17 protein-coding genes and 1 tRNA gene are annotated in these 17715 nt (G+C 56.8%); 14 read left to right on the forward strand and 4 right to left on the reverse strand.

The window, feature by feature from the left end; translation table 11 throughout:
- The first annotated feature begins 28 nt into the window (after positions 1 to 28).
- The 5 genes from G6R15_RS19600 to G6R15_RS19620 all read left to right on the forward strand — a co-directional run bounded on the left by G6R15_RS19600 (position 29) and on the right by G6R15_RS19620 (position 3954).
- A complete protein-coding gene (locus G6R15_RS19600) occupies positions 29 to 1096 on the forward strand; it encodes a Hint domain-containing protein (RefSeq protein ID WP_164661660.1) in 1068 nt (355 codons plus the stop codon).
- A 66-nt stretch (positions 1097 to 1162) separates the two neighbouring features.
- Positions 1163 to 2236, forward strand: coding sequence for a phenylalanine--tRNA ligase subunit alpha (gene pheS, locus G6R15_RS19605; RefSeq protein ID WP_164661662.1), 1074 nt, complete (start codon positions 1163 to 1165; stop codon positions 2234 to 2236).
- A 21-nt stretch (positions 2237 to 2257) separates the two neighbouring features.
- The gene (locus G6R15_RS19610; RefSeq protein WP_164661664.1) at positions 2258 to 2533 is read left to right on the forward strand and encodes a hypothetical protein; all 276 of its coding nucleotides are present in this window, start codon (positions 2258 to 2260) and stop codon (positions 2531 to 2533) included.
- Between the two features lie 144 nt (positions 2534 to 2677).
- The gene (locus G6R15_RS19615; protein WP_164661665.1) at positions 2678 to 3085 is read left to right on the forward strand and encodes a cupin domain-containing protein; all 408 of its coding nucleotides are present in this window, start codon (positions 2678 to 2680) and stop codon (positions 3083 to 3085) included.
- Positions 3086 to 3150: 65 nt separating this feature from the next.
- Positions 3151 to 3954 (forward strand): polyhydroxybutyrate depolymerase, encoded by an 804-nt coding sequence (locus tag G6R15_RS19620; RefSeq protein ID WP_164661812.1) that lies wholly within the window; start codon positions 3151 to 3153, stop codon positions 3952 to 3954.
- Here G6R15_RS19620 and G6R15_RS19625 read toward each other — a convergent pair.
- Positions 3945 to 5045 carry a DUF2652 domain-containing protein gene (locus tag G6R15_RS19625; protein WP_164661667.1) on the reverse strand — a complete coding sequence of 367 codons (1101 nt, stop codon included), beginning with the start codon at positions 5043 to 5045 and terminating at the stop codon, positions 3945 to 3947. The genes G6R15_RS19620 and G6R15_RS19625 overlap by 10 nt on opposite strands.
- A gap of 262 nt (positions 5046 to 5307) precedes the next feature.
- On the opposite strand from G6R15_RS19625, the gene pheT reads away from it, so the two are divergent.
- Positions 5308 to 7704, forward strand: a complete 2397-nt coding sequence (pheT, locus tag G6R15_RS19630; protein WP_164661669.1) for a phenylalanine--tRNA ligase subunit beta — start codon at positions 5308 to 5310, stop codon at positions 7702 to 7704.
- Positions 7705 to 7780: 76 nt separating this feature from the next.
- Positions 7781 to 8227, forward strand: coding sequence for a YtoQ family protein (locus tag G6R15_RS19635; RefSeq protein ID WP_164661672.1), 447 nt, complete (start codon positions 7781 to 7783; stop codon positions 8225 to 8227).
- On the opposite strand, the gene G6R15_RS19640 is transcribed toward G6R15_RS19635, so the two are convergent.
- Positions 8224 to 8922, reverse strand: coding sequence for a glutathione S-transferase N-terminal domain-containing protein (locus G6R15_RS19640; RefSeq protein WP_164661674.1), 699 nt, complete (start codon positions 8920 to 8922; stop codon positions 8224 to 8226). The genes G6R15_RS19635 and G6R15_RS19640 overlap by 4 nt on opposite strands.
- A 224-nt stretch (positions 8923 to 9146) precedes the next feature.
- Between G6R15_RS19640 and G6R15_RS19645 the strand changes: the two genes are divergently transcribed.
- Positions 9147 to 9953, forward strand: coding sequence for a mechanosensitive ion channel family protein (locus G6R15_RS19645; protein WP_164661676.1), 807 nt, complete (start codon positions 9147 to 9149; stop codon positions 9951 to 9953).
- A gap of 83 nt (positions 9954 to 10036) precedes the next feature.
- A tRNA-Met gene (locus G6R15_RS19650) sits at positions 10037 to 10113 on the forward strand.
- A 53-nt stretch (positions 10114 to 10166) separates the two neighbouring features.
- Here the strand turns inward: G6R15_RS19650 and G6R15_RS19655 are convergent.
- Positions 10167 to 10643: a MarR family winged helix-turn-helix transcriptional regulator gene (locus G6R15_RS19655; protein WP_164661677.1), complete on the reverse strand. Its 477-nt coding sequence runs from the start codon at positions 10641 to 10643 to the stop codon at positions 10167 to 10169.
- A 216-nt stretch (positions 10644 to 10859) separates the two neighbouring features.
- Here G6R15_RS19655 and ectA point away from each other — a divergent pair, with 216 nt between their 5' ends.
- The 3 genes from ectA to G6R15_RS19670 all read left to right on the forward strand — a co-directional run bounded on the left by ectA (position 10860) and on the right by G6R15_RS19670 (position 13151).
- Positions 10860 to 11390: a diaminobutyrate acetyltransferase gene (ectA, locus tag G6R15_RS19660; protein WP_164661679.1), complete on the forward strand. Its 531-nt coding sequence runs from the start codon at positions 10860 to 10862 to the stop codon at positions 11388 to 11390.
- 66 nt (positions 11391 to 11456) lie between these two features.
- Positions 11457 to 12743, forward strand: a complete 1287-nt coding sequence (gene ectB / locus G6R15_RS19665) for a diaminobutyrate--2-oxoglutarate transaminase (protein ID WP_164661680.1) — start codon at positions 11457 to 11459, stop codon at positions 12741 to 12743.
- A gap of 3 nt (positions 12744 to 12746) precedes the next feature.
- The gene (locus G6R15_RS19670) at positions 12747 to 13151 is read left to right on the forward strand and encodes an ectoine synthase (protein ID WP_164661681.1); all 405 of its coding nucleotides are present in this window, start codon (positions 12747 to 12749) and stop codon (positions 13149 to 13151) included.
- 190 nt (positions 13152 to 13341) lie between these two features.
- Here G6R15_RS19670 and G6R15_RS19675 read toward each other — a convergent pair whose 3' ends face one another.
- Complete coding sequence (locus tag G6R15_RS19675) at positions 13342 to 14280, reverse strand: LysR family transcriptional regulator (RefSeq protein ID WP_164661683.1); 939 nt, start codon at positions 14278 to 14280, stop codon at positions 13342 to 13344.
- A gap of 129 nt (positions 14281 to 14409) precedes the next feature.
- On the opposite strand from G6R15_RS19675, the gene G6R15_RS19680 reads away from it, so the two are divergent.
- Positions 14410 to 15417: a TAXI family TRAP transporter solute-binding subunit gene (locus G6R15_RS19680; protein WP_164661685.1), complete on the forward strand. Its 1008-nt coding sequence runs from the start codon at positions 14410 to 14412 to the stop codon at positions 15415 to 15417.
- An 81-nt stretch (positions 15418 to 15498) separates the two neighbouring features.
- Positions 15499 to 17712: a TRAP transporter fused permease subunit gene (locus G6R15_RS19685; protein WP_164661686.1), complete on the forward strand. Its 2214-nt coding sequence runs from the start codon at positions 15499 to 15501 to the stop codon at positions 17710 to 17712.
- Positions 17713 to 17715 lie beyond the last annotated feature (3 nt).

The following is a 17715-nucleotide window of genomic DNA, read 5'->3' on the forward strand; positions in this document are numbered from 1 at the left end:
GCCAGGAAACAAAGTGTGGTGCAACACCGTGGCTCGTATCAGTGAACTTCATTACTCCAACGCCTATGCGCGTACCTCAGGCATATCCGAATTTCTTGAGGTTTCACTTAGCCCCAGTGAAAACCCGGCTGATTTCACTGTGTCGTTCTACCAATCCAACGGGAACGTCGGAATCGAAGTTCAACTGGACGATCCCGGAGTTCAGGTTTCAGTGGACCCAGACAATGGTGAAATCGTTTATGTTATCTCGGCGGATTTCTTCAATATCCGCCTGACGGATCCTGATGGGGGCGGGTCGAACAACTACGAAGCTTATGCGCTTACCAATACGTCGACGAACGACGTGGTTGATTTTTACGACATTGGTGGTGGTACGCAGAACATCACAGCCAACAATGGCGCCGCGGCAGGGGCCACATCTGACAACCTGCCCGTGCTAGTCGGGCCGAATTCCACCACGACGACGCTGCAATTCAATCAACCTGATCCTGACGTTTTGACCTATGGCACAGTCAACCCAGGCGATTCTGGGTTGGCGTGTTTTGTGGCTGGAACATTGATCGACACCGCCAGTGGTGAACGCCAGGTTGAGGTCATCAAACCCGGCGATCTGGTGATGACGCGCGATGACGGCTTGCAGCCGGTGCGTTGGGTCGGGTCCAAGACAGTGCGCGGTCACGGACGATATGCGCCGGTCCGGATAGCGGCGGGCACCCATGGGGCCCATCGCGATGTTTTGGTGTCAGCACAGCACCGCATTTTGATCTCGGGATGGCAGGTCGAACTATTGTTTGGCGAAGACGAGGTTCTGGTGCCCGCGAAATCTCTGATCGATGGTCAGGGCGTGAGTTGGAAGCCCAAGGATATCGTTCGCTACGTTCACATCCTTTTCGATGCGCATCAAATTGTATCCACAAGTGGCCTGGACAGCGAGAGCTTCTTTCCCGGACAACTGGCGCTTGGCACGTTAGAGGATGAGACAGCGCAGGAGCTGTTCAGCTTATTCCCTGAGTTGCGTGATACGCCCGAGGTCTACGGCGCACCCGCCCGCGCGATCCAAAGCGGCCCGCAGGCCACATTGTTGCGCCGCGCCTGATCGCCTGCACTTGCTTTCACCGGCTGCTGTGATAGCAGGGCAGGAACACGTGATCAGGGGACCGTCATGGACGATCTTAAGGCAAAATATCTGGGTCAAATCGCCGATGCAGGCGACGAAAACGCGGTTGAGGCCATCCGCCTTGCTGCTGTCGGCAAAAAGGGCGAAGTGGCGCTGAAGATGCGCGAATTGGGCAAGATGACGCCCGAGGAACGCCAGGTTGCAGGCCCCGCGCTCAATGCGCTCAAGGACGAGATCAACTCGGCATTGGCTGCCAAAAAGGCGGGTCTTGCCGATGCCGCGCTGGACGAGCGTCTGCGCTCTGAATGGCTGGATGTGACCTTGCCCGTGCGGCCAAGCCGTCAGGGCAGTCTGCACCCGATCAGCCAGGCCAGCGAAGAGCTGACCGCGATCTTTGCCGAGATGGGGTTTGCCGTGGCCGAAGGGCCCCGGATCGAAACCGACTGGTACAATTTTGACGCGCTGAACATCCCCGGCCACCACCCTGCGCGGGCCGAGATGGACACGTTTTATATGCACCGCGCCGAGGGCGACGATCGCCCGCCGCATGTGCTGCGCACGCATACCTCGCCCGTTCAAATCCGGTCGATGGAAAAAACCGGCGCGCCGATCCGTGTGATTTGTCCGGGCGGCGTGTATCGCGCCGACTATGATCAGACGCACACGCCGATGTTCCATCAGGTCGAAGGTCTGGCCATCGACAAGGACATTTCGATGGCGAACCTGAAATGGGTTCTCGAAGAGTTCGTGAAGTCGTTCTTTGAGGTCGACGGCGTTGACCTGCGCTTCCGCGCCTCGCACTTCCCGTTCACCGAGCCATCGGCCGAGGTCGACATCCGCTGCTCGTGGGAGGGCGGAACGCTCAAGATCGGCGAAGGCGACGATTGGTTGGAGATTCTGGGCTCGGGCATGGTGCACCCCAAGGTGATCGCCGCCGGTGGCATTGATCCAGACGAGTATCAGGGCTTTGCCTTTGGCATGGGGATCGACCGGATCGCGATGCTGAAATACGGCGTTCCCGATCTGCGCGCCTTCTTTGAAAGCGACCTACGCTGGCTGCGCCATTATGGGTTCGCCGCGCTGGACATGCCGAACCTGCATGGTGGTTTGAGCCGCTGAATGTTCAGTGTCAGCTATTACATGGCTGTCATTTACAACTGGATGTTGCGACATGCCGAGGCAATGCCGCGATGGAAGGGCCACGCCATAATTGGTGTGGCCTTTGTCCTGTCTGTGGTCGTATTGCTCTTCACGCCGGTTTGGATGTTCTTGGCCTATTCCGTTTTCGTCTGGGGTCCTGTTTCCGTTTTTGCGCATGCTTTCGATTCGGTTTGGAAAAAACGAGATCAAATTACGCGGCATCGAAGCGAGGGTGTCTATCGCACCAGGAAGCTGCTGAAAGGCTTCAGAAAGTAAAATGTTGTCCGGCACGGAATCAAGGCCGATAGGCCGCCGCGCCATTGCCAGACCGCCCGGACGGGCTGGCGATGGCGCGGCTTTGACTGTGGGGGCGGGGCGCTTCATGGTGTTGGGGATGTCATTTGCTCAAGGGTTGCCAATTTGAAACATCTTCTCCCTGCCGCGCTGATCTGTCTGGCTGCCACAGCACAGGCTAAAGACGCTTACCCTCCGGTGCACTTGCTGCTGCAATCCACCACCTCGGTCATTGGAGAGCCGTTGACCTATCCCGAAGGCACGCCGCAGATCACCATGGCCATCGTCACGATGCAGCCGGGGCAGAAAACTGGGCTGCATAAACATGACGCCCCCCTTGCCGCCTATATCCTCGAGGGTGAGATCACGGTGGACTATGGCGCGGCAGGCACACGGACCTATCGCAAAGGGGATGCGCTGATTGAGGCGTTCAATTCCCCCCATTCGGGCGTCAATTCAGGGGCAGGGATCGTTCGCATCCTGGCCGTCTTTGTCGGGGCGACGGATGTGCCCAACACAGAGCCGCTGAACTAGCGCACGAGGCGACCACAGAGATGTTAGGTGACAACGCCGGTTGCGTGCGTAGGCTCTCGCTCATGATGAAATATGCTCTTGTCTGCCTAATCTTTGCTACCAAGTCTGCCTGGGCCATGGGCCCCTGGAAATCGGATTGCCATGGTCAAACGGCCTGCGACCTTGGCGACCGGTCCTATCACGTGCTGGAGCCAGATGGGTGGGATAGGGAGACGCCCCTGCCGGTGTTGATGCATTTTCACGGCTGGTCGCGGCAGGGCGATGTGGTGGTGCGCCATCAACGGATTGCGGGGCATACGAAATTACGCGGCGTGTTGCTGGTGGCGCCGAACGGGCGGCATAAAAGTTGGGATTTCTGGACTTCGGACACCGATGACGTGAGCTTTGGTGATGATGTGCTGGCCGATATTGCCAGGCACTACCCCATCGACCCGGATCGCATCTACGTCTCGGGCTATTCGTACGGTGGGGCGATGGCGTGGCGGTATGCTTGCCAGTCCAAAACGCAGATTGCTGCGCTGATGGGAATTGCAGGCACAATCCGGCAATCGGAACACTGCCCCTCCGCCCCGACCGAGGTGCGCCATGTGCATGGGCTGCGCGATACGGTTATGGGTTTCCCATTTGGTCCGGATGGCGACACAACCCATCCTGTTGCTTTGTGGCGGGCGCAATTCGATTGCGGCGATGCCACCCTGAAAGGCGATTGGAGTGTTGAACCCTTCCTGACACTCAGTCGCATGGAATGGACGTCCTGCGCGCAAGGCAAGGTGACGCTGGACACCCATCCCGGCGGGCACTTCATTCCGCACGGTTGGGTTGGGCGGCAGCTTGACGAGCTGTTGGGCCGTACGCCGACTTATCCTTGAGCGCCGATCAGCTCTCTGACGTCTTTCGGTCTTTCCGGGGCCAGCGACGCTTCTTCGGCCAGCCAATTGGCGCAAATCTCTTTCAAACGCCGGATCCGGTTTTCCTTGTCCGGGACGATGATCGACTTGAGCTTTTTCTTGACCATGCCGGTCATGAGCCGTCCCATCAATGAACTGCCCTTAGGCGTAGCAAATCGGATCTTGATCATCGTGCCGTCGCCAACCGACACCAGCTCGTTGGTTTCGTACATCGTCAGGCCCATCGGAAGGTTGTAGCGACCTGTGACATATTCACCGGGGCGCCAATCAATGATCTCGAACGGAAAGATATCGTCGCCGTGGTGGCAGTGATACATTGTACCGGGTTCGATCTTGCCTTTGTTCAGGCCAAGCAGATCAACGGCATCCGCACCCAGCCATTTGGCGCGCATGTCAGGGCGTGTGCATGCCGTGAAGGCCGCCGCTGGAGACACAGTTACCGGAATGGCCCATTCTTCCATAAGTAGGTCTTCGTCGGGTTTGACGAATGTTTGCTCTGAACCACGCCTGCGTTCCCACGCCTGTTTCAGATCGCGCACAACATACTCAAGCTCGCCAATGTGCTCGATGTCTTCGGTATAAAACTCGTCCTCTGAGAAGAGCTCTTTCATGTCCATCTTGCGCAGGGCGTTGCACGAGACGAGCATATAGGCGTCCATACCTGTGCGTTCCTTGACCGTGTTTTTGAGCAAGCGAAAGGCAGTGATGACATCCGTTCCGGCCAGCTCTTGCCGCCCGCCGGTTTCTTGCACGACGCATTGGCCGTGATGCACCACGATTTTGAGCTCGAGCCCGTCAACATTCGTACAAGCACCGCAGCCGCACGAGGTGTTGATCTGCATCTTTTCCTTGCTGCGGGCAAAGGCGCAGTAGATCTGTTCGGCAAAGTCGATGATGAACTGCTTGGTCATCACGTCGCTTTCGAACGCAAAGGCAAAGACCGCATCGCCCTGCAGGCCGGAAATGGTCAGCGGAGACCGGATCGCCGGGACCAATGCGCCGAACAGTTGCTCAAGGATGCCTTTTGCATGCGTGATTTCTGTTTCGGACATGAATTTCGTGTACCCGGATATATCGGCAATCACGAAGAAGGCAGACTGGGGCCCGGTGTTTCTTGATGTCATCTTGATACTTTCTGAAAAACAGCGCCCTTAACGTACTCACAAATTCGTGAATGGGTCAAAGTATTCTGATTTGTGCATTCGGCCAACGGATTCAGGCAAAATGACATAGCAGGCCCTTGTCCCCTTTCCCCGTCCGGGCTGATCCGATAAAGCCTGCTGTAACTTTCTGATCAATCGCGGACGAGACGCAATGAAATTCACCCTATCCTGGCTGAAGGACCACCTCGACACTGAGGCATCAGTGGACGAGATCGCCGAGGCCCTGACCGATCTGGGTCTTGAAGTCGAAGAGATCACCAACCCAGCGGATCGCCTCAAAGGGTTCAAACTGGGCTATGTGAAACATGCCGAGAAACATCCCGACGCAGACAAGCTGCGGGTGTGCAAGGTCGACACCGATGAGGGCGAGTTGCAGATTATCTGCGGTGCCCCAAATGCGCGCGAAGGCATCACCGTCGTGGTCTGCAAGCCGGGCATGTATATCCCCGGCCTGGACATCACCATTGGTGTGGGCAAGATCCGGGGCGTCGAAAGCTTTGGCATGATGGCATCCGAGCGCGAGCTGGAGCTTTCGGACGAGCACGACGGCATCATCGAACTGCCCTCGGGCGAGGTCGGCGATAGCTTTGTCGATTGGCTGGCCGAGAATGCACCCGCCAAGGTCGATCCGATGATCGAAATTGCGATCACACCGAACCGTCCTGACGCTTTGGGTGTGCACGGAATTGCCCGTGATCTGGCCGCGCGTGGTCTGGGTGTGCTGAAAGAGCGTGCTTATGAGCCGGTGCAGGGTGAATTCGCAAGCCCGATCAAGGTGACCATTGACGACGACACGCTGGACGGCTGTCCGCTGTTCACCGGTCGTATGATCCGTGGCGTCAAGAATGGCCCCAGCCCGCAGTGGCTGCAGGATCAGCTGACCGCGATTGGCCTGCGTCCGATCTCGGCTTTGGTAGACATCACCAATTATATGACGTTTGACGCCAATCGCCCGCTGCACGTCTTTGACGCCGACAAGGTTTCGGGCGATCTGCGTGTGCATCGCGCGGCGGGTGGCGAGAGTCTGACGGCGTTGGATGAGAAGGAATATGCCCTTCAGCCCGGCATGATGGTGATTTCGGACGACAAAGGACCGGAAAGCATCGCCGGTATCATGGGCGGCGACGAAACAGGCTGCACCGAAGAAACCGTGAATGTGTTTCTGGAAAGCGCGTTCTGGGATCACGTTCAGATTGCTCTGGCGGGTCGTGCGCTGAAAATCAACTCGGACGCGCGGTATCGGTTCGAACGCGGCGTTGATCCCGAGTACACGCTTGAAGGGCTGGAACACGCGACTCAGTTGATTCTGGATATCTGTGGTGGTGAAGCCTCTAACGTGGTAACCGCCGGCGCTGTGCCGGACCATTCACGCGCCTACAAGCTGGACGCGGAGCGTGTGCAATCGCTGGTGGGCATGGATATTCCCGAAAGCGAACAGCGCCAGACTTTGACCCGTCTGGGGTTCCGTCTTGAGGGTAACATGGCCCATGTGCCCAGCTGGCGCCCCGATGTGCAGGGTGAAGCTGATCTGGTCGAAGAGGTTGCCCGTATCGCCTCTCTCACCAAGCTCGAAGGTAAGCCGCTGCCGCGATTGACCGATGGGGTGCCAAAGCCGGTGATGACGCCTCAGCAGCGCCGTCAACAGATGGCACGCCGGACCTGCGCGGCTTTGGGGTACAACGAATGCGTATCCTACTCCTTCATCGATCAGGCCTCGGCGGCACTGTTTGGTGGCGGGGATGATGCGACGATGCTGGCCAACCCGATCAGCTCGGACATGTCGCACATGCGTCCCGCGTTGCTGCCCGGTTTGTTGCAGGCTGCAGCGCGCAACCAGGCCCGCGGGTATATGGATTTGGCTCTGTTCGAGGTAGGCCCTGCCTTCCATGGTGGGGAGCCGGGCGAGCAGCACAACCTAATTTCGGGCCTTTTGGTCGGACGCAATGGTCCCAAGGATGTGCATGGCGCATCGCGTCCCATTGATCTTTACGACGCCAAGGCGGACGCCGAGGCGGTGTTGGCAGCAATCGGTGCACCTGCCAAGGTGCAAATCCTGCGCGGCGCGCAGGGTTGGTGGCATCCGGGCCGCCACGGCAAGATCTGCCTGGGTCCCAAAAAGGTGTTGGGCGTCTTTGGCGAGCTGCATCCCAAAGTGCTGCAAGCGATGGATATCAAGGGTTCGGCTGTGGCCTTTACCATCTGGCCAGACGAGGTGCCGATGCCGCGCAAATCTGGCGCAAGCCGCGGGGCGTTGGAACTGCGCGATCTGCAAGCGGTCGAGCGTGATTTTGCTTTTGTCGTCGACGCAGGCGTTGAGGCGCTGACACTGGTTAATGCCGCTGCGGGGGCCGACAAAGTGATGATCGAACAAGTCCGCGTGTTCGACGAATTTATCGGCGGGTCGTTGGGTGAGGGTAAGAAATCGCTTGCGATTACTGTACGCATGCAGCCGACCGAAAAGACGTTGAAAGAAAAAGACATCGAAGCGATCAGCACCAAGATCGTCGACAAGGTGGTCAAGGCAACCGGCGGCACACTGCGCGGCTGACCCCGGTGCAGGCCCGTATTTGGAATAAGAAGAAGGGGCAAATTGTGCCCCTTTTTCATGTCAGGAGGAGAAAGAGATGTTGAAGGTTTACCTGTCCGGCGAGATCCACACCGATTGGCGCGAACAGATTACCCAAGGGGCGCAAGGTCTGGATGTGACATTCAGCAGCCCGGTCACTGATCATGAGGCCAGCGATGATTGCGGCGTGTCGATCCTGGGTGCAGAGCCGAACAAGTATTGGCACGACCACAAGGGCGCGATGGTCAACGCGATTCGCACTCGTAAGGGGATCGAAGACGCGGATGTGGTCGTTGTGCGCTTTGGCGACAAATATAAACAGTGGAACGCTGCTTTTGACGCGGGCTATGCCGCAGCCCTTGGCAAGTCGATCATTGTCCTTAACCCGCCCGAGCATCAGCACGCGCTGAAAGAAGTTCACGCTGCGGCCCTGGCTGTCGCAGAAGAGCCGCAGCAGGTCGTCGAAATCCTGCACTATGTGCTGTCAGGCAATTTGCCCGGTTAATCGCGCGCAGGGATGTTTGCGCCTCGCTGTACGGCGGGGCGTTCGAGGAAGCGTTCAAGATATGCCACGACGTTTTTGCGGTCGGGCAGTTCGACAACGTCGGCTGCGCCGTAGAAATCCAGCCCCTTGAGCCATGGCGCAATGGCCATGTCGGCGATGGAATAGTCGCCGGCGATCCAATCCTGCCCATCCAGCTGGCCGTCTATTACACTCAACAGGCGCTTGGCCTCGTTGATGTAGCGTTCACGCGGACGAGGATCTTCGATTTCTGCGCCTGCAAATTTGTAGAAGAACCCAAGCTGGCCCAGCATCGGGCCAACGCCGCCCATTTGGAACATCAACCATTGGGTGATGTGATGCTTGTCGCTGGCGGTATTGCCGATGAACTTGCCAGTCTTTTCTGCTAGATACAACAGGATCGCACCGCTTTCGAATAGGCCAATCGGCGCGCCATCCGGCCCATTGGGGTCGATGATTGCGGGGATCTTGTTGTTGGGATTCAGCGACAGGAATTCGGGGCTTTTGACGTCTGCATCGGCCAACGTGACCTTATGGGCCTCGTACTCTAGCCCGGTTTCCTCAAGCATGATCGACGCCTTGACGCCATTTGGGGTCGGAAAAGAGTAAAGCTGAAGAATGTCGGGATTATGGGCGGGCCATTTCCGGGTAATGGGAAAAGCGGATAGGTCGGTCATTTGGTTCTCCGGGTTTTGCTGCACTCCAACTTAAGGGCTGATGCGCGTTATAACAGGGGGCATCCTGTGCGTCCTGCTTGGGGTGACTGTTCACATGTGAACATGATGGGGAACTGAGCTCGATCAAAAACCTAGACGGGGCAGAGAATTTTACGAATGATCATTGGCAACCTGTGCGGGAGGGATCTCAGCACGGGACAATGTGTCATATAAAGGAGACGCACGTGGAAGAGGTTCTCTCACAAACCGAAGCCTATGGCCCGGTCGTACTAAATGCCGTCAAGGCGCTGATTGTTCTGATCGTTGGCTGGATCGCGGCTGGGATGATTGGAGGTATGGTACGGCGCCGTATAAACAAGACGCCCCAGATCGACCCCACGTTGGGTAATTTCATGGCCAGCATGGTCAAATGGGTCATCCTGGCGATTGTCCTGGTGGCTGTCCTTGGTATCTTTGGTATCCAGGCGACAAGCATCGTCGCCATACTGGGCGCGGCCTCGCTGGCCATTGGTCTGGCGCTGCAGGGGACACTCAGCGATCTGGCGGCTGGCGTGATGTTGGTGGTGTTTCGCCCCTACAAGCTGGGTCAATATGTGGATATTGGTGGCACTGCGGGCACGGTAAAGGATTTGAACCTTTTTGTGACGGAGCTTGTGACACCCGACAACGTGCAAATCATCGTGCCCAATGGTCAGGCCTGGGGTTCGGTCATTACCAACTATTCTGCCCATGACACCCGTCGGGTCGATCTGGTTTTCGGAATTGATTATGGTGACAGCGCCGACACCGCGATACAGATCATCGAAGAAGTGGCCGTGGCAGACGAGCGTGTTCTGTCCGATCCTGCACCATGGGTGCGTGTCACCAATCTTGGTGACAGCTCCGTCGATTTGACGGCACGGATCTGGTGCAACGCGGCGGACTATTGGGAGCTGAAATTTCAGCTGACCAAAGCGGTGAAAGAGGCGTTCGACGCCAAGGGAATTTCGATCCCGTACCCCCACGCAGTCGAGATACAGAAAAAGGGCTGAAGCCTGCAAATTTTTGGGCCGGATCGTCAGGAATCCGTTTGACACCGGCCCAAGCCTTGGGTACTGCACCTCGCACTGGATACGGCGTGATAGCTCAGTTGGTTAGAGCACAGCACTCATAATGCTGGGGTCGGCGGTTCAAGTCCGCCTCACGCTACCAGTCTTTTCTGACATGCGACATCCTAGGGGCAAAAAAGCGCCATTGCGGAACACTTATTCGGTAGGCCTGATTTCGCCCGTGTCCAAGACCGGGGACGCGTCCATGTCCTCTGCATCTAGCATGGTGGCCACACGTTCAAGACTGGCGACGAGCATGGCCTGCTCCCAGTCTTCCATGGCGGCAAACTTGCGCACGAAACGTTGTTGCAGTGGATCCGGCGCTTCCTGGAGGACCGTGCGGCCATCGCCGGTCAGCAAAATGTTTATCTGGCGCCGGTCCTGAGTTGATTTTTCGCGCACTGCCAACCCGTCACGGACCAATTTGTCGACCAGAGAGGTCACTGTACCCTGAGAGACGCGCATTCTGACCGAAATGGCCTTGGCTGTGGCGTATCCTTGTTCCGAGACAATTTGCAGGACGCGAAACTGGGTGGGAGTGACGCCCGTTGACTGGCGAATTTCACGGCCGAACAGTTCTGTCGCGCGCACAATCCGCCTTAGGGCAATCAAGCTGCTGTCGATACGATCCAAATCGCCTCCATTGGTTTGATTGACGAAATATACTTTGTTCATCTTTGAGGTGCAAATTCAAACTTAATTGGCAAGTCAAAGCTTTTTCCTCACCGGGGTGTCTGAATTTTGCCTAAAAAATCAATGAAATCTCGAGCATTCCGGCAATATTGCTTCGGCTGTTGAGCTTTTGGATCTGCCATGTTACTTCGATATCCGAAGCGAAAGGAGCCCGCAATGCAACACCCCGCTCACCCAATGCGCGCTGATCTACCAACTCTGCGCAAGCCCATCGCCAAAGATGGCGCAGATATCTGGAAATTGGTCCGGGCTTGCCGTCCGCTCGATGAAAACTCCATGTACTGCAACCTGCTGCAATGCGATCACTTTGCCGACACTTGCGTTCTGGCCGAGATGCAGGGCGAGATTGCGGGTTGGATATCCGCTTATGTCATGCCCAACGAACCCGATACGTTGTTTGTCTGGCAGGTCGCGGTTTCGGATATCGCGCGCGGACAGGGGCTGGGTGGTTTGATGCTGCAAACAATCCTGAACCGCCCGCAGTGCAAAGACGTGACCCGAGTGCAAACGACCATTACCGCTGACAATGAGGCCTCTTGGTCTCTGTTCCGCAAATTTGCACGCCGTCAGGAAACTGAATTGGACGTCACGCCCTATTACACGCAGTCGCTGCATTTTCAGGAGCGTCACAAGACCGAGCACATGGTCACGATTCCATTGGCCAATCGGGCGCGGCTGGCCGCCTAAGTCATGCGCCCCCCACTGCTGAGCAGCCTGTTACTTTTTCAACCGCCAGAACCCGAGAGAGGTCGTATGCTTACGAACCCGTCCGACATTGCCATTTTTTCACGCCGCGAATCCGAGGCGCGCAGTTATTGCCGGAGCTTTGATGCCGTTTTCACCTCGGCCAGCGGATCCGAACTGATCGCCACCAGTGGCACACGATACATTGATTTCCTTGCCGGGTGTTCCTCGCTGAACTATGGCCACAATGACCCGGACATGAAGCGAGCTTTGATTGCTCATCTTGAGTCTGACGGGCTGGCCCATGGGCTGGATCTGCACACCGATGCCAAAGCCGAGTTTCTAACCGCGTTCGACCGTTTCATCCTTCAGCCGCGCAAGATGGATCACAAGGTGATGTTTACCGGCCCAACGGGGGCAAATGCGGTTGAGGCGGCGCTGAAACTTGCGCGTAAGGTAACCGGGCGCGACAATGTGCTTGCCTTCACCAACGGGTTTCACGGCGTAACGCTAGGGGCGCTTTCGGCGACCGGCAACAGCTATCACCGCGGTGGTGCAGGCACCACACTAAACGGCGTGACCCGGATGCCTTATGATGGCTATTTCCCTGGCGACACCGACACCGCCGATTTCCTCGAAGCGATGCTCAATGACCGCTCGTCTGGGCTTGATGCTCCGGCGGCGATCCTTCTGGAGACGGTGCAGGGTGAAGGCGGGTTGAATGTTGCCAGCCCCGAATGGATTCGTCGCATTGCTAAGCTTGCCAAAGAACATGGCGCGCTTCTGATCGTTGATGACATTCAGGCGGGGTGCGGTCGGACCGGCGGTTTCTTCTCATTTGATGATATGGGCGTAACCCCGGACATTGTCACGCTGGCAAAATCCGTTTCAGGCTTTGGCCTGCCGATGGCGTTGCTGCTGGTTCGTCCAGAGCATGACATCTTTGGTCCAGCCGAACACAATGGCACGTTCCGCGGCAACACTCACGCCTTTGTCACGGCACGCGTGGCGGTAACAAAATTCTGGGCCGATGATCGCTTTCAGAAAGACGTCGCCGCCAAAGCGCGGCAAATGACTGCAGCGTTGGAGGAGATGGCCGAGCTGCTGCCGGGGTCCAAGCTCAAGGGGCGTGGCATGATGCAGGGGCTGGATGTGGGGTCAGGCGATCTAGCCGCCGAGATCTGCGCCCGGGCTTTCCGGGACGGGTTGATCATCGAAACCTCAGGGAATGAGGATCAGGTGGTCAAGATCTTGGCCCCACTGACCACGGATGAAGAGACCCTTCAGAGAGGTCTCAACATCCTGCGAAACGCCATTCGCCGGGTCACCGATTCAAGCAAATTTGCGGCGGAGTAAGGCATGATTGTACGAGATTTTAACGAGATCGTTGAGAAAGAGCGCGACCGCGTCGTGTCAGATGCACAATGGAGCAGCGTTCGTATGCTGCTGGCGGATGACGGAATGGGGTTTTCTTTCCACATCACCTTTCTTGACGCAGGTTCGGAACACACGTTCGAATACAAGAACCATTTCGAGAGCGTCTATTGCATGCAAGGCACAGGTTCGATCACCGACGTCGCGACCGGTGAAACACACTACATCAAGCCGGGCGTGATGTATGCGCTGGACAAGCATGACCGCCACATCCTGCGTGCCGAAGAAGAACTGGTCATGGCGTGTTGCTTCAACCCGCCAGTGACCGGGAACGAAGTGCATCGCGAAGATGGCTCCTATGCGACTGCAGAGGACCTGGAGACGGCCTGAGAGGTTCTGACTTTCTTGGCCGGATAACGTCGCTATTCCCCTAGGCACACCGTTTAGAAAATCGGCGACAGCTCATCGTCGCGCATCTGCCAGCTGCGCGACACTTCGATCCACTGTCACCATGCGGTGTGTGCTTGTTCCATCCCGATGATTGCGGGCTTCGCCTTTCCAACTATTGTGCCAGCGCAGTTCACTCTGCACTGGGGTTGGCCTTTACCTCTTCCAGCATTCTTAACACTTCGGCTTTCCAGCCAGCCTTGATTTTCAACGCCAATTGAGACGGCGGTCGGTGTTTGGGTTGAAGGATCGCATACTCATACCGGAGCGGGTTTTTGAACGGCAGGAAGATGACCCTGCCGTTTGACAGGTTGAGCGCCCGTTCGGTGCACACGGTCAGCGGATCCACGATCGAACAGCACTGTCCCGAGCTGACAAACGGTATGAGGGGGAGAAAGTACTGACAGGTCACCGTCGGGTTGTAATTGGCGGTTACGTCCTGAAATTCCTGTCGGATTCTTCGCTGAAATGGGTGGTTGGCATGCATGCCGCCCATCGGAGCTCCATCAAGGTCAGAGATCGAGATGCTGCCGCTTGACGCGAGCGGATGATCGCAATCCACCGCACAAAAACAATCTGCCCTAACAATGTCTGCTGAGTACTGAGGCTCTTTTCCAGTCGAATGCTCAAAATCGGCAAAGCCGAAATCAATGGTTTGGCTCCCCGCAAGCTCCATTATCTGAGGCGAGCTGCGGGTGGATAACGTTGTTCGGATGTCGGGATTTCCGCCAACCCACGCGCTTATGAAGTGAGGGAATAGAAAGGCCGAGGGCCCTGGCATCGTCGCGATGTTCAAACTGCCAGAGCTGCCCTTGATTAGCCCGTCCATCGTGCGCGAAATCGTTGCAAGCCGATCCAAAACTTCGGACGATTCAGCCAACAGATAATGAGCCTCGGGGACAGGAACTAGCCTGCGTCCCTTGCGTTCGAAGAGGGTTAACCCAAGTGTTTTTTCAAGGTTCTTCAAAGCCAAGCTGATCGCGGGCTGTGTGCGGTTCAGTTTCTTGGCGGTTTGAGAGATGGAGCCAGTTTCCATCACTTCGCGAAATACCGTGAGCTGCGTTAGGTTCATATCGAATGTATAAGGTAAACTTTAGTTTTGTGAAATATAACAAATTTGTATTAATGCAAATTCCCTCTAGGCTTGAAGGATCGAAAATTCGGCGGAACCGAATCCAACGATCCAACAAGGGAGACGAAGATGAAACTTGTGAAAAGCCTGGCTGGCCTTGCGTTGGCAGGTGCTTTGGCTGCCCCCGCTCTGGCACAGGACCCAACCTTTTTCCGCATCGGCACAGGTGGTGCTGGCGGAACTTACTTTCCTATCGGTGGGACCATCGCAAACGGTATTTCGGCCCCTCCAGGCTCGCGTGCCTGCGACCAGGGTGGCCAATGCGGTGTTCCTGGCTTGATTGCAATCGCTCAGTCCACAACTGCGTCGGTCTTCAACAATGCCGCCGTGCAGAATGGCGAGCTGGAGGCCGGGCTGGCCGCAGCGGACGTCACCCGTTCGATGTATCTGGGCGAGGGTAAGTTTGACGGCAAACCGCACCCCAAGCTGCGCATCGTCGCCAACCTGTTCCCCGAAGACCTGCATCTGGTGCTGCCCGAAGGTCAAACCATCAGCGACCTAAGCGATCTCGAAGGCAAACGTGTCGGCATTGCGCAGGCCGGTTCGGGGACCCAAGTGGCGGTGTTGCAAATGCTGGACGCCTGGGGCGTCAACCGTGACAACATGGACGAAGCCGAGTTGAACAACAGCCAGAGCGCGGAACGCTTGGCCGACGGTCAACTGGACGCCTATTTTTACGCCGCAGGCTGGCCTGTTGCCGCTATGGTGCAACTGTCGTCGACCAAGGGCATGAACCTGCACTCTTTCAGCGATGACGATCTGGCCAAGATCAACGAGATCATTCCGGCCTACATTCCTTCGGCCATTCCCGGCGGCGTCTATGAGGGGATAGATGCAGAGACCAAGACCCCTGCGGTCAGCGCCATGCTGGTTGTGTCTTCGGACCTGTCCGAAGATTTAGTCTATCAACTGACCAAGGCGATGTGGAACGACAACACTCGCAAGCTGCTGGACAATGGCCATGCCAAGGGCAAACAGATCACGGCGGAAACTGCGCTTGACGGCGTCGAAGCCCTGGGTGTGCCGCTGCATCCGGGTGCCGAGAAGTTCTATAAAGAAGCCGGGCTGCTGAAGTAATCGCAACTTACTGCAAATCAACGTCCGGTGCCCCAGAACGGGGCACCGGACCTTAGACTTATGTGACATCAGGGGGCCATCATGTCCGAGACCCAGAATTTGGATGACCATACACTTACGGCCGAGGAACTGGCTGCCATCGAAGAACAGTTCGACGAAGGGGCCGCAGTCCGTCAGGTCACACCAACCACCGGCATGTTTTTGCGAGTCGTCGCCCTGATCTTTGCGTTCTACGAATTCTTCACTGCTGGTTTCGGTCTTCCTGCTGACCATTGGCACATGGGCATCTATCTGGCCCTGCTGTTCATCCTGGTCTATGCCACGATCCCGGTTGTCAGCCTCAAAAGCTTGTATGCCTTGAAAGTCAGCCGTTTCCGTATCGGTAACATCCCCCTATATGATCTGGTCTTCATGACGCTCGGTATCGTTGCAGCGCTTTATGTCGGGTTCGCTTGGCGTGGAATTGCATTTTTTGGGATAGAGGAACAGACGTTCCGCATGGGGAATCCCAACACGTACGATGTGGTGCTTGGGGTGATCATCATCCTGCTGGTTCTGGACATCGCGCGGCGCACGTTGGGTTGGGTTTTGCCCCTGATCATCTGTGTCTTTATTTCTTACGCCCTGTTGGGACCATATTTCCCGGGTTTGCTGCAGCATCCTGGCGTGAATTTCAAAACCTTTGTGTCTTCGATGTATTTCCCGCAGGAAGGTATCTATGGCGTCACGCTTTGGGTCGTTTCGACTATCGTGTTCCACTTTGTGTTGTTCGGCGTGATCGCACAGCGCACGGGACTGGGGCAGCTTTTTATCGACAACGCCACCATTCTGGCCGGGCGCTATACCGGTGGTCCGGCCAAGGTTTCGGTTGTGTCATCCGCGTTTTTCGGCACCATCTCAGGCTCGTCAGTGGCCAACACCGTTTCGACCGGGGCATTGACCATCCCGAATATGAAACGCCTTGGCTATCCGGGTCATTTCGCTGGCGGGGTCGAGGCCGCGTCCTCGGCGGGCGGTCAAATCACGCCGCCGATCATGGGGGCTGCGGCCTTTATCATGGCCGAGTTCCTTGAAGTCCCGTACACCACCATCGTGATCGCTGCGATTTTTCCGGCGCTGCTGCACTATGTGGGTGTTTTTACAGTCGTGCACCTGATGGCACGCAAGCTAAACCTGCAAGGCCTGACCAAAGAGCAATTGCCGCACTTCAAGGCCGTCTGGTCTGAAGGGTGGGCCAACATTGTGCCGTTAATTGGCCTGTTGGTGGTGCTATTCACCGGATACACGCCCTTTATGTCCGCCTTCTGCGGCATTTCGTTGGCGGTGATCACAGGAATGTCGCGTGTCAAACGGCCGCCGACCTTGGTCTATGCCGCGGCTTTCTTGGCCTTTGTGCTGTGGAAGTTTTCGGACGGTGGGTTTGACCTGACCATGACGGCAATCCTGTCGATCCTGACTGTGATCGCGACGTTCAACCCACAAAATCGGATCGAAGTGCCAGAAATGTTGCAAGCGATTGAGCTTGGCGTGAAGTACTCGTTGGCCGTGGGGGCAGCTGCGGCTGCAGTGGGTATCGTCGTCGGAGTGATCAATACGACCGGCATTGGTTTCCGCATCGGTTTCATGGTGACCCAGGGCGCGGGAAATCTGGCGGCTGATCTCTACAACATGATCTCTTTTGGCAGTTTCCAGTTCTTTACGATGGAGGATTTGCAACTCTTCATCTCGTTGGTGTTCATCGCGGTTGTGTGCATCCTGATGGGGGCGGGCATCCCGACCACGGCGCTGTACATTATGCTGGTCTCGGTCGCGCAGCCTGCATTGGCGCAGTTGGGCGTGCCCCCGATCGCGAGCCACCTGTTCGTGCTTTATTATGGCGTGGTGTCCGAGATTACACCGCCTGTTTGCACCTCAGCTTACGCGGCGGCAGCCATCGCAAACTCAAACCCGTTCCGCACAGGTCTGTCCGCCTTTACCCTTGGCCTGGGCAAAGTGGTCGCGCCTATGGCCTTTGTTTATGCTCCGGTCCTGCTATTTGTGTCGTCAACCGGATTTGACCTGTGGGAGTTCACGTATACTGCGTCCAGCTGTATCGCAGGGGTCATTGCCCTGTCGGCTGCGGTCGTAGGCTATTGGTTGCAACCAATGAACGTGATGGCGCGGATTCTGGTGGCGATCTCGGGCATCATCTTTGTGGCGCCCAGTTTGACAGCTGATCTTATCGCGCTGGCAGTGGCCTCTCCGGTTATTGTCACCCAACTGATCGCCCGCAACCGCAGTCAATCGTTGGCCTGACCC

The sequence above is a fragment of the Tropicibacter sp. Alg240-R139 genome (genome assembly GCF_900537075.1).
Classification (GTDB): Bacteria; Pseudomonadota; Alphaproteobacteria; order Rhodobacterales; family Rhodobacteraceae; genus Falsiruegeria.